This is a genomic window from Solibacillus sp. FSL W7-1436 (genome assembly GCF_038007305.1).
Classification (GTDB): Bacteria; Bacillota; Bacilli; order Bacillales_A; family Planococcaceae; genus Solibacillus.
The window spans coordinates 2,192,986-2,206,817 of the sequence record NZ_JBBOWV010000001.1 but is presented as its reverse complement, the minus strand read 5'-3'; the positions used below and the strand labels follow the sequence as shown (position 1 = coordinate 2,206,817).

At 42.0% G+C, this 13,832-nt stretch carries 8 protein-coding genes; 1 reads left to right on the top strand and 7 read right to left on the bottom strand.

Features of this window, described 5'->3' with window-relative positions; all coding sequences use genetic code 11:
* Window positions 1-95 precede the first annotated feature (95 nt).
* Entirely contained in the window at window positions 96-902 is an 807-nt protein-coding gene (locus tag MKX73_RS10795; protein WP_340717433.1) for a Cof-type HAD-IIB family hydrolase, read from the top strand.
* Between the two features lie 56 nt (window positions 903-958).
* Here the strand turns inward: MKX73_RS10795 and MKX73_RS10790 are convergent, their stop codons facing one another.
* The 7 genes from MKX73_RS10790 to MKX73_RS10760 all read right to left on the bottom strand — a co-directional run bounded on the left by MKX73_RS10790 (window position 959) and on the right by MKX73_RS10760 (window position 13,800).
* A complete protein-coding gene (locus tag MKX73_RS10790; RefSeq protein WP_340717432.1) occupies window positions 959-2,410 on the bottom strand; it encodes an alpha-amylase family glycosyl hydrolase in 1,452 nt (483 codons plus the stop codon).
* 504 nt (window positions 2,411-2,914) lie between these two features.
* On the bottom strand, window positions 2,915-3,283 hold the full coding sequence (locus MKX73_RS10785) for a YisL family protein (protein WP_340717431.1): 369 nt from the start codon (window positions 3,281-3,283) through the stop codon (window positions 2,915-2,917).
* Between the two features lie 202 nt (window positions 3,284-3,485).
* Window positions 3,486-4,388: a fumarylacetoacetate hydrolase family protein gene (locus MKX73_RS10780; RefSeq protein ID WP_340717430.1), complete on the bottom strand. Its 903-nt coding sequence runs from the start codon at window positions 4,386-4,388 to the stop codon at window positions 3,486-3,488.
* Between the two features lie 120 nt (window positions 4,389-4,508).
* Window positions 4,509-5,702: a DUF418 domain-containing protein gene (locus MKX73_RS10775; RefSeq protein WP_340717429.1), complete on the bottom strand. Its 1,194-nt coding sequence runs from the start codon at window positions 5,700-5,702 to the stop codon at window positions 4,509-4,511.
* An 11-nt stretch (window positions 5,703-5,713) separates the two neighbouring features.
* On the bottom strand, window positions 5,714-9,433 hold the full coding sequence (gene addA, locus MKX73_RS10770) for a helicase-exonuclease AddAB subunit AddA (protein WP_340717428.1): 3,720 nt from the start codon (window positions 9,431-9,433) through the stop codon (window positions 5,714-5,716).
* Window positions 9,408-13,049: a helicase-exonuclease AddAB subunit AddB gene (gene addB, locus MKX73_RS10765; protein WP_340717427.1), complete on the bottom strand. Its 3,642-nt coding sequence runs from the start codon at window positions 13,047-13,049 to the stop codon at window positions 9,408-9,410. Before addB ends, addA begins: the two co-directional genes overlap by 26 nt.
* Before the next feature lie 127 nt (window positions 13,050-13,176).
* Complete coding sequence (locus MKX73_RS10760) at window positions 13,177-13,800, bottom strand: TVP38/TMEM64 family protein (protein ID WP_340717426.1); 624 nt, start codon at window positions 13,798-13,800, stop codon at window positions 13,177-13,179.
* Between the last annotated feature and the right edge of the window lie 32 nt (window positions 13,801-13,832).

Sequence of the window (13,832 nt, the reverse complement as noted above, 5' to 3'; positions counted from 1 at the left end):
TTTACATTAGCAAAAATTGGTCGATGTTTCAAAACTTTGACGAATGCTATTTTTGCACGTTACAATTATACCCAGGCTAAAGGAGGCTTACTCTTATGAACGAACATTTAATTGTATTAGATTTAGACGGCACGTTATTGACGGACGAGAAAAAGATTTCTGCGCTGACAAAGGAAACTTTGTTGAAGGCAAAAGAAGCAGGTCATCAGGTGATGATCGCAACAGGACGTCCGTACCGTGCGAGTCAGCTTTATTATCAGGAGCTGAGTTTAACAACTCCGATTGTCAATTTCAACGGAGCCCTCATCCACCACCCTAAAAATCCGATGTGGAAAACAATTCATACAACAGTCAATTTAAGTGTAGTACATGATGTTGTAGAATCCGTTCATAAATATGAATACGATAACTTAATCGCCGAAGTCATGGATGACGTGTATCTCCATCGTGAAGATGAAGGTGTACTTCAGCTGCTGCATATGGGCAATCCGAATATTTTAACAGGCGATCTGAAAAATACATTAAAAGAAGATCCGACAAGTTTGCTCATTCAAGCAGATGATGTCAATACCCCGATCATCCGCAAACATTTACAGGATGTACATGCAGAACTAATCGAGCATCGCCGTTGGGGAGCACCTTTCCCAATTATCGAAATTGTCCATAAAGGGCTGAGTAAAGCAGTAGGTATCGATTATATCGCAAAAGAAATGGGCATTCCGCGTGAGCGTATCATTGCATTTGGCGATGAGGACAACGACTTGGAAATGATTGAATACGCAGGCGTTGGTGTTGCGATGAGTAACGGTATCGATGATTTGAAATCGATCGCCAATGAAATTACATTATCGAACAATGAAGACGGTATCGGGAAATTTCTCCAGGACCGATTAAAACTGTAATATAATATAAAACAGCCTGGAAATGCATGTTGTCTGCTTCTCCAGGCTGTTTATATTTAATTTGCTTCATTCTCCGCACGGCGTTTTTTTCCGCGCTTCATAATAGCAATCATAAATGCTGTATATAACACAACAACCAATCCAAGTGCCACAATATAAGAAGTGTTAATGCCTCGGGCTTCAATTACTTGGTACACTTCCACCATTTCACGGTCTAAAATAATCGCATAGTTACCGTCCTTATTTTCACGGATGATTTCACTGTTGAACATTCCGCGAACTTCTTTTCCCTCACCTAGTTCAGCGACCGGAATATGCACACGTTTTGTTTTACTACTATTATTAATGACAACAATCCATGTTTCCTCATCGGACTTGCGCTCGAATACAACATAGCCATCATCATTTTCAAGCCATTTAAATTCTCCGTTACGCAATGTATCGGAATCATTTCGTAATGACTGGAGCTTCCCGACATAATCGGCCAGTTCCGAGTCCGTTTTAAAATTGTAGTACTGGTGCGCTTCAACACCCGCTTCCCCATTCATCGCAATTTCGGATCCATATTGTACAATCGGCACACCCGGAAGCAGGAGCGTGCTCGCAATGGAAATTTTACTGCGTGTCGGCGGATACATACCTTCCTCTGTCGCCGCCAATGTAAAGCGGTCCGACCAGATTGTATCGGTCATCGATAATACCGGAGTTCCTGAAAGCATTTCCTCGATATGAGGCTCCAGTACTGTCGTATTTAAATCAACATTTTTGAATGCATTTGTGAAGTTGGCAGCAGTATCATTGTAGAATTTCGCGTCAAAATCAGCATCGCTTTCTGCATTCGCAATCACATAGGCTCCTGCTGCTTTAAGCTGCTCAATAAAGCGATTTAAAAAAGCAGTATCCGCTTCTTCAATATTCGTCAAACGAACCCCGTCTAGTTTATATGTATTTACAAATTGTACAGCACTGTTGATCAGTTCATTCTGCACTTCTTTATTCGTTAAGTCCCACTGTAATTTCCCATCAGTTTCAGATGCCACAAATCCTTGTTTGTCTGCAAGTTCATGGTTTGGACTTACATTGGAAATCGGGAAATCGACCATCATTTTGATTTCGCGTTTCTGATAAGCCTCGACCATTTTTTTAAATTCGTCAGCTGTACCAAAACGGTGGTCAAACATTGTATAGCTTGTTGGCATCGACCCATCATATTTTTCAGTCTCAAATACAGAGCCAATCGACAGCATCGTATAGCCCATATTTGCTACATAATCGATTTTCTTCAGCAAACCATCGAAATCCCCGCCGGCAAACATCGTCGGGTCTTGCGAATTTACTGTTTTATCATCATTTTTACCGGTACCATTAAAGAAACGGTCCACTAAAACATCATATATACTTTCATCTGCAATCGTACGCTCTTCCGCATTTGCAACAGCAGCAACTGACAATGAAGTCGAAAGCAGCACACCCGCAGCTAATGTACGAAACCATTTATTAAATCCCATTCATTTCCCCCACTTTCAAATACAGTCCAACGTCATTTTACCAAAAAAGGTATAAACGTAGCTAGCTTAAATAGTTATTTATAGGAAATTCAACAAATACGTGACAGAAATGTGTATAGCGTGTTTGATATTATTTGGAATTGATGGCACGGTGTGTTTTATTAGAAGGTTTCAGGTGGAATGTGGAAAGGTCGATTGAGAAAGTAGAACAATCTGGATCTAATGTGGAACAAAACCCCACAAAAGTAGAACGATTAGTGGCGAATGTAGAAACTGCTGGGATATTAGAACTTTGCAGGTGACATGTAGAACGTTGGGCCAGAAAAGTAGAACACTCACGACCTAATGTAGAACGTCTCTCCTCAAAAGTAGAACGAATCTCTCCTAATGTAGAACAAAACAATACAAAAGTAGAACGAATTCCCGTAAAAGTAGAATCCACCCTTCTCCATATAAAAAAGCGTGTAAAAAGCCACCTCCACTTTTTACACGCCTCACTCTTTATTAGAAGTTTACACCGATACCCATGCTTAAGCCTAAGTATAATGTGATTAATAGAACGATACCGAATAGTACCCAGAACATATTGACAGATTTGCCTTTGCTTTTGCGTACTAATACCATTTCCATAAAGCCGATTACTAAAATACCGAATAACACTTTCATATCATAGTTCATGCCGCTTTCAGAAATTTTATCGCGCCATTCAAGGAATAAAGACAATCCTGTAATGATTACTAAAATATACATTAAACGCAAGATCATGTGTACTGCTTTCAACTTTTTACCGGATAATGCAGCAATAAAGAATAATATTAATGCTATTACCCACGTCGTAATGTGCATATGTGTCGTACTAGTTAAGAAATCCACGAATTTTCCACCTCTTCTATTTTTTCTCTACAGGCAATATCCTACCATGTGAAGCCCTATAAATTCAATTGAATCTTCCAAGTTCAATGAGTTGTCATAAAAAAGCTATACTTTTCTGCAAAAAAGGCAGTAGATTTCCCCTCACACCGGAAACCCACTGCCTATTAATCTCAGAAACTAGCAATCCACAGCTATGAAAATATTAAGCAAATCGGTTTGCTAAAGTTCCGATTCCTTCGATCGCAATTTTCACTTCATCGCCTGCTTTTAAATATTGCGGCGGGTTCATACCTTTTCCGACTCCGGCCGGCGTACCTGTTAAAATAACATCGCCCGGCTCCAACGTTACATATTTTGAAACTGTCTCAATAATTTCTGAAACAGAGAACAGCATATCCTTCGTTGAACCATTTTGACGTACTTCCCCATTTACTTTCGTCACAATTGATAATGCATGCGGATCAGGAATTTCATCTTTTGTTACTAAATACGGCCCCATCGGACAGCTGCCTTCCAAACTTTTGCCTAAGAAGAACTGTTTATGCTTCTCCTGTGCATCACGTGCTGTCAAGTCATTGGCAATTGTATAACCGAACACATAGTCAAATGCCATTGCTTTTGGAACATTTTTTCCGCGCTTGCCGATTACAACAGCCAATTCCCCTTCATAATCAAGGGAATCCGTCACATCTGCATGTACAGGTAATGTCGATTCATCCGAGGCAATTGCAGTTGGCGACTTCGTGAAAACAACGATATGTTCCGGAGCCTTTTCTGCACCCATTTCACGGGCATGATCACTGTAATTTTTACCAACACATAAAATATTTTTCGGTGTACGAGGAACTGGCGACAGCCATTCAATTTCGGAGTAAGCCAGTTTAAACTGAGCCTCATCTTCATGATTTTGAGCTGCCTCTACTAATTTACGAACCTGCTCAACAAATTCGTAGCCATGTGCAATCCCGTCAATAATTGTTTTCGGAAAGTCTTTTAGTACATTAAGTTGGTTTTGGATTTCAATTACATCCCAAACTGCCTCTTCTTTTTTCACTTTTGGACCAAACTTTACTTGTTCGTTTACTTTAAATGATAACAATTTCATAACGTGGAGCACTCCTTCTGTTTTTTTACATCATACATTAAAACATAAACAATTGCCTTACTTTTCTGACAAAAAGGGACTTAATTCGTAAAACTAAGCTTTAGGTGCATAAAATTTTATTCACATATTCTTTGTTCCTGCTTTACATTCTGCAGATTTACCGTAAGTAAATCTCTTCAGCAACGCTTCGATCGGTCCTTGTTTATATTTCGAGAAATAGAGTTCCGCAAACAGTACTTGGATAATGAAAATTCCTACCGCCAAATAAATCCCCATTTGCACATCCACTTTTCCGTATAAACCGAAGCCCCAATTGTAGAACAGTACCGTACAAATAACAGACTGCATCAGATAGAGCGTTAAAGACATACGGCCGGCCTTTGCGATCGGCGACAGCAGTTTTACTATGAACGGCAATTGTGTCAGCAATGTGATGACCGCCATATAGCCGATCGCCAATAGCGGTCCGCCGATATAAACTTGCAAGTATTCATTGCCGAATGTCTGTTCACCGGCTATCGGCAAGCTCTTCATATAAAGTCCGCCGCCAATACCTGCTACAGCCAAAATAATCCAAACTACGATCTTTTCTTTTGCCCGTTCGATCAGACGCCATTTCGCTAGTGCAGCGCCAAACAGCATATAAGGTAATATCGTAAATAAAGACGAAATCCACATCATCACACTCATCTGAATCGATAAATCATCAAGACGCTGCATAAATGCATCCGTCCAGTTCCCGATACCATATGCTGTTAAGGCACTTTGAATTGCTTCAATATCAACAGAGAAACTATCCGTTGACGCATTAAAAAAACCTGCCGCTGCGTAATAATTTAAATTAAACCAGTGATATAATGCATTCACTATGATTGCCACAAGCAGGAGCCATTTTGCTTTCATACGAATTAGCGCGATTAAAAATACCCCGCAAAATGCATACGTGGCCAAAATATCGCCCCACCATATGACAATCGCATGAAACATCCCGATGCAAAATAGTAAAATTAGACGCTTCGGCGCAAACCGGTAAAAATCTGCGCCCGTCCCTTTTGCTTTTACATACTGCATCGCTAATCCATACCCGAACAGCATAGAAAATAACGGATAGAAGCTGCTTTGCACATAAATATCCAAAAGCTGCTGGAGTACAATATCCTGCACTTCATTGAACCAGCTGCTCAAATCCGCTATATGCGGCATCGGTAAATAAAACCCGAACATATTCACCAATAAAATGCCGAGTAGACTTACCCCGCGCAATATATCCAGTGTTGCAACACGCTCGTTCGTACCTACTGGGCGAAAATCCACCGTCCATCCCCCTAATCTATTTTCACTTCTTGTCCAATACTGTATAAATACAAAATGCGGTCATTTATTTCAATACGCTTAATAGACTGGACAGCATGCTGATAATAGTTTAATTGAATTTGGTACGACTTTGTCATTTTTTGTTTAATTTTCTCAAAATCGTCTAATAAATACTGTTCGATATAATCCGTTTTATAATCTAGAAGCACCCAGTTACCCTGTTCATCTTCAAAAATGCAGTCGATGACACCCTGTACAATTTGGGCATCCCCTTCCTGATCTTTCAAACTAAGTGTAAACGGTTCTTCTCTTAGTACTTGCTTCGCTTTTTTAAAACGCTCCCCGACTTCTGTTTGGAAGAAGGAAAATACTTTTTCCGCTGAAACGGCATCTGCTTCAATTTGCTGCAGCAGCTTGCGATCTACAAGCGATTGGATATAACTTTCCGTCTCTTCAATCGATGTAAACCCTTGCTGCGGGATATGCTGCATAACGGCATGGACAGCTGTACCGACTTCTGTTGAAGAAAGCTTCCGTTCTTTTTTTCCTTTCAGCATAAAGCTTGGTACATCGGTTTTTACGTAGCGCTTCGCTTCCATATTATAAAGCTGCTCCTCTTCCATCCGCTGCAAACTTTCGAGACGTTTTTGCTCAGATACCGATGTTTTTGATTTTTTCGTCACCGCATTTGCATATGGATACGGTGTAGTGAAGCGTTTCGCCAGCAGCTGAACCAGATCTTCATTGACTTCCTGTTCAACCACTTCATGCTCCTCTGTTTCCGCTTCATTGGCAAGCAGGTAATCATAGTTTGGAATGATGCGGACCGTCCATTCTTTCGTTGTTGCCGCTTCATTCGAATAGCCGTAATTGGCAAACAGGAAATCATTATGACGTGCAACAGCCGGACCGACCCAGCTTAAATAGCTGTTCGCTTTGGAACGGATGTATGCAGGGAGCACCGTATCCTCCAGTTCCTGATAAAATGCCCATTCGCCCTTCTGTTTTTCCCAATCTTTAATCGAGCCGACTAAAATAAGGCGTTCTTTTGCACGGGTCATCGCTACGTATAAGACGCGCATTTCCTCAGCCTTCATTTTCGCCAGCTTTTTCTCTTTCACATATAAATGCGGTAAAGAAGTCGAAATGATATTTAAATCCGGATTGACCGATTTTATCGCCAAACCGAAATCCTGATCGAAAATATAGCGGCTGCCTAAGTCCTTCGTATTGAATGTACGGCTCATCCCCGCTACAAATACGACCGGATATTCCAATCCTTTTGATTTATGGATTGTGAGTAATGTGACAACATCGTCCGCTTCACTCGTCGATTTCGCAATTCCCAAATCATCTCCGCGTGAACTCATCCGGTCGATAAAACGCAGGAATCGGAACAATCCGCGGAATGATGATTTTTCATAGCTTAATGCACGGTCATGCAGGGCACGTAAGTTCGCCTGACGCTGCTTGCCGTTCGCCATTGCTCCGACCATTTCGTAATAGTTCGTATCTAAATACACTTGCCATACTAAATCGGCCAATGCCCCGTGACGTGAGAACTGGCGCCATTTCTGATGCATCGTAAAGAACTTATCAAGCTTAGCCTCTGTTTCGATTGGCATGTCACCCGCTGCTTCTTCTTTATACTGCTTTAATGCCTCATAAAAAGGTACTTTCCCGTTAATTAAACGGATTTTCGCCAGTTCGTTTTCCGTTAACCCGATAAACGGTGCACGCAGTACAGAAGCGAGCGGAATATCCTGATACGGATTGTCGATAACTTTTAATGTGTTGATCATAATCATTACTTCAAGCGATTCAAAATAACCGCCATCCGTTTCAGCATAGAGCGGCAGGCCGGCCAATTTGAATTCCTCCGCAAACGTCGTATACCATGTGCGAGAACGCATCAATACGACAATATCGCGGTAGCTGACAGCACGCATCGATTTCGTTTTCGGATTGTACACTTGTCCACCATGATCGACTAAATCACGGATGCGCTGAATAATGTAACGCGCTTCCTGCTGTGCCGCGCTGATGCTTTCTTCCTCGGATCCATCTTCACTTCCCGGAATGATTTGCGCTTTCGAATCGCCTTCCAGTAAAACTAGTTCAATCGGTACTTGCTGCTCATCATAGCTCGCCCCGAATTTCAGTTTTGCCTGATCATCGTATGCAATTTCACCGACTTCTTCGTCCATTATTTGCTCAAACACATAGTTCGTACCTTCAAGCACTTCCGAACGACTACGGAAATTGGCATTCAAGTCAATTTTCATTCCTGTGCCGGACGAATCCTCTTCAAATCGTTTATATTTATCCAGGAAAAGACGTGGCTCTGCAAGACGAAACGCGTAGATGCTTTGCTTCACATCGCCGACCATAAACATATTCCCATCCTGCTCACCGCCGTTTTTCACAAGCTGCAAAATTGTTTCCTGCAAGAAATTGACATCCTGATACTCATCGACAAGCACTTCTTTGAAACGCTTCTGAAAATTTAATGCCACATCGGAAGGCTGTGGCGGAGTTGACGTGCTTTCTTCATCAGTCAAAATCTCCAATGCATAATGCTCCAAATCCGAAAAATCAAGAAGGCCGCGCTCTTGCTTCGCCTTTTTAAACGCTTCACTGTATTCAATCGTCAGTTTTACGAGCGTTTCCAAAATAGGCTTCGTCGCCGCCATTTCCTGTACATACAACTTCGGATGACGTGCAAAAAATGTTTCCTTCAAATCCGTCAGCATTTCTTTTGCCGTATCACGATGATTTTTCGCTACCGCATAATATTGCTTATCTTCCTCGGTATCCTTTTTCGTCAACGGCTTGATACGTCCGAATTCAACAGCGGGAATCAGCTCATATGCCTGTTCCCATGTGCCTGCCTCCATCGCTTCAAGTACATGCTTAACTCCTGTATATTCCGCTTCAAACAATACTTTATTTTTTTCTAAAGCAGGTGTAACTGACACAATTTGCAAGCCCTTTTCAAGACGCGTGGCAATTTCTTTCAGGCTTCCGATAATAAACGGGCGCACTTCCTTCGCAATACTCAGCTCATCGATCGGACTTTCCGGATCAATATCGTATTTCTCCGGCAATGCGCGCAGCCATTCATACGGGTTCGGCTGTACACGCGATACTTTGTACATTTCCTGCAGCAGCAGTTCAATCGCCTGGTCACTGCGGTCAGAGGCAAAGCTGTCTACTAATGTGTACAGTTCCTCTTTCGTAAACAAAGTTTCCATATCGCCCCGGTAGGCCTTTTCAAGCACATCCATCAGCACATCATCCTGCAATAACGAAGCTTCCTCTGTACTCGCCAGACGGAAACCGGGGTCCAGATCAATCGTGTATGCATATTCACGGCAGATCGATAAACAGAATGAATGCAGCGTTGAGATTTGCGCCTTGTTCAATAAGCTTAACTGACGGCGCAGAAATTGGTTGCTCGGATTTTGGGCAAGTTCCTTTTCAAGCGCTTCTGCCATACGGTTGCGCATTTCCGCAGCCGAGGCATTTGTAAACGTTACGACGAGCAGCTCATCCACATCAATGCGCTTGTCTTCAGGCGCTAAAATCTTTTGGATGAGTCGCTCGATCAATACCGCTGTTTTTCCTGAACCGGCCGCTGCCGATACTAATATGTCATGACCGGATGCGTAGATGGCTTTCCACTGAACATCTGTCCATTGAACATCACTCGGCTTCGCTGGAATTGTCATCTGCACATACCACCTTTTTAATGTTTTCAAATACTTCCTGTTCCGGCTGTTTCTTGATTTCGTTGAAGCTGTTGCCTGTTTCCGACTGGTCGAACTGGCAAACCGATTTAAAACTGCAATACGTGCAGGCCTTCTGATTGCCTAAGCTGTACGGCTTAATTTCCGTATTACCACGGTAAATCTCATTGCCCGCCTGACGGAATTTATAGTGTACAAATTCCTGCAGGTTTTCCATCTGTTCCTGTTCGATTACTTTTGAGGAACGGCTGTTAAATTCCGGATTCTCTCCGCTTTTAAACGCTGCCGGTACGATAATGGATGTTTTACTCGGCTCGAGTGACTGGTCCATCAGTTGTGCCACTTCCACATCTTTTACCATATAGCCGCTTAACTTGAACTTCTCCTGACGAAGATTTTCCACACGATCATACTGTTCATAATCCTCGGCCGGAATGAGCGGATTGTGCACATGCAGGTAGAACATCCCGGCCGCCTGGACAATGATATTCTCCAGCTCCGATAAATCTTGAATAAACTTCCCTTCGCGTGCGATAATCGGGATGTTTTTCATCGCCACATCTAAATACGTCAACAGCTGCAGAGAAATCCCGTTATATACTTCGGTAAAATCAAGCTTGCGTCCGCTTGATTTATAGTCAATAACACGCAAATACAGATTTTCTGCATCTTTATATGCATCGATCCGGTCGATTTGCCCGCGCACATACATTTTCCGGTTATGTTCCAGATCTATTTTCAGTGCTTCAAGCGGGTTGCGGTCATCCTGTTCCGTATTTTTATCGTCGCGTTTTCCAAACGGTTTTTCATGGGCAATCGCTTTGAACTTCGACAGCTCACTTTGATTAATAAGCGCATAAATTGTACGGGCCACGATTTTCACAAGTTTCGTTTTAATATATTCAAAGCGGTGACTGCTTTTTAAAATACTGTACGAGAAATAATCCGCCAATTTTGAAATGGTTTCATCCGCCTTTTTATAGCATGCTACATATGTCGTAAGCGGAATCGATGGCTCTTTCTCGGATAAAATTGTCCGGATTGCCTCATGGAACAGATCCCCCATTGCAAATGTTTCCAGCTTGAATTCCGTACGCTCCTGCAGTTTCAGTCCATAGGAGACAAAATGTGAATACGGACAGCTGTAAAAGCGTTCAATACGCGACACACTTGCCAAAAAGTCTTCCCCATACAATGCAGTCGCTATGTCTTCCGTCAGCGGTTCCGCTTCATTTGTTGTGTATAAAGGTTTTTCTACGACATTCAGCACATCTTTCCATTGCTGTTCCCGTTCATAAAATGCTTTTAACGCCGCCCATTCTTCGGTAAGCGGACGTTGCTCGTGCTGCGCCTGCTTCATCTGGGTCATCAGGAAGCCGATTGCCGGGGACGGATGCTGTAAATAATTGAGCACATTGTCTTTTTGAAGTTCATCAAGCGGGTCCATCGCAATTTGACGATGTGGCAGTGTACGGACTGTTTTTTCCTCGGGAGTGCCCCGGTTTTCGGTAATCTCGAACATACCGTGCAGGCGGTTAATATAAAGCGATGGAAGCTTGCTTTTACTTTCCTCATCTGCATTTGCATACGTAATATATAAATAGTTTGTTGATGAAGAAATCGCACGGTAAAACAGGAAACTTTCCTGCAGAAGCCTGCTTTTTATACCCGGGGCCAATTCCACATCGATTTTCTCAAATGTTTCACGTTCGTCATCAGACAGCAGTCCTCCCGCTTCCATACGCATTGGGTAAACCCCATCGTTAACACCGATGACGAAAATTGCCTTTTTATTGTCAAAACGGGCAAACTCGACAGTCGAAACGGTCACTTCATCCAATGTCGGCGGCACACTTGCAAATTCAAGTGTTTCAAAACCTTCATCCAAAATTTGCGCCACTTCTTCCAACGGCATAATTTTATCGCCGAACATCAGATCAAACTGCTCCAAAATATGAATCCAGCCATTCCAGGCCTGTTCATGCTCCAATGACTGATGGAGTGAATCCGCCTGCTCTTCCTGCTCCTGCATTTTCAGCAGCTTCTTATAAATATCAAGCTGCTCCATAAATTCATACAGCGCCACTACAATTTCACGGCCTGTTTTTTTACCTTTCAGCCGGTTCTGCAATGACAGTACCGGTTTCCGGATCAAGTCACGTACTGATTTCAAAAGCTGCTCATGCTCCAGCTCATCTTCTGTCTGAACCGCATTGACTTTTTCCAGTGATTTAAAACGGCGATAATGCCATACTTCATCTTTCATCCAGCGGTCATGGACAATTCCTTTTGCAATGACGAAGTTTTCCAAAATATCCGCTCTGTCCCGCATTGCGACTAAATTGGAACCATAAGGGAAAAACAGATCGGTCTTGATGCTTCTGAAAACCGGCTCATATTTCCAGTTTGTCGTAATAATCTCCAGTACGGATCGACTAAATTCGATAAGCGGATGGTAAAGCATCGCCCGCTTCTCATTTGAGAAAAACGGAATTTCGTATTGGGTAAAGGTCGTGCCGATAATCGCATCATATACATCCGCCTGGCGGTACATTATCCCTATATCTTTATAACGAAGCCCCTTTTCCAGAACGAGCTGTTTAATTTCCTGGGCAATACCCTGCACTTCCGCGCGCGGGTTTACACCTTCCAATATTTTCGTATGTCCCGTTGATTCGACTGGTGTATCGGTAATTTTGTCGAAGCAATGTTCAATTTGCAGCAAGTCCCGATTTGTCGCACGGTAGTTTACTTCTAAATGAACACGCGGCTCCTCTTCAATATCAATTCCTTTTTCGAATCGCAGCTTTTGCAGTTCATTCTTAATTTTGTCATATGTTACCGCAGCTCTGTAAAATACGGAGCCTTCCAGTAAATCCATTTGCGGATCTTCCATCGGGAGAACAATTGTGACACGCTTTGCATAAATAAGAAGCTCTTTTAAAATGGCAAATTCCTGTCCGTTAAATGAAACAAACCCATCCAAATAGATGTGGGTATTGCGCAGGCTTTCCATTTTCGGAATACGTTCTATTAACAGCGGGAAATAGCCATCGCCATCAATATATTCCGTCCCGATGCGCTCATGCAGCTGCTTTAAAATAATGTTCAGATCATGCAGTTTATGGAGCAATACTTCACTTGCACCGTTTAATTTTAATGATTCGATCAGCGGGTCGATTGTTTCCACATCGATATGATATTGACTGAATTCCTTTAAAATCTGTTCGACTTCTTTCGTAAAACCGGGTTTACCTGCCGCCCGTTTAAATAGTAGGAACTCTTCCTGGTGTTCTTCCAAAATACGTCGCAACAGCATGCGGTACCCTGTGCCGTCAATACGTTCGTGGGCAATACCGCCTTCATTTTGCAGCACAAACCAGGCCAGCCGTTTGAATGTCATGACCTGTGCACGCATCATTCCCTCAATGTCATAATTCGTTGTCAGCTCATATTCCGTTGTAAACGACATTTGGTCAGGAACTAATATAAAAATTGGCTGTCCGAATATATTTGTTTTCAAATCATCGACGATTTCACGGTGAATCAATGTTGTTTTTCCCGTTCCTGCCCGTCCTGTTATAACTCGTAGCGTCACAATTCCCACCTCACTTCTATTTCTTTCTTCTATTATAATATAAGAATGCATGTTCGCGCATTAATTGCAATCATACAAAAAAGCCCTGCCTTTTCACTATTTGTAAAAAGCCAAGACTTATAGTTTTTCATTTATGTTTACGTAACTTTCCTATCTCTCGCAAATCTCTTTCAACACGTTTATTTAAAATGTTTTCTATTAATTTGCCGATTCCCCAAATGATTAAAATAATGACAGCTGAAATAATAAGTTTAACGGGAGAAGTTAAAATATCGCGCAGATCACTGCCTAAATAGCTGATTAAAAAGATTAAAATGGGTTTTGAAATAAGGAGTGTCAAAAAATAATATTTCTTTTTAATATTGGATAGACCGGCAACCGTGTTGACAACGACAACAGGTGTGAACGGAAGGCACAGCAGAACAAACAGCGGAGTAAATCCTCTAATATCCACCCAGTTAATCAATTTTTTTACTTGTTTCTGTTCTTTAATCCGGCGGAAGACACGGTAATTTCCAAACATGCGAATCATGAGGAAGAACAAATATGATCCTGCCACCGTTCCAAGCCAGGACAGTAAAAATCCCCAAAATAACCCGTATGCTGCAGCATTGGCAATGATTATTACGAACAGCGGCAATATCGGGATAAATGATTCTAAAAACGTCAATAAAATACCGAAAAACGGCCCTAATAACTTATATTTTTCTACAATTGTTTCTATATTATCGATTGTCAGCCAATCTAACATAACCATTCACCCCTACCAAAAACGATAAAAAT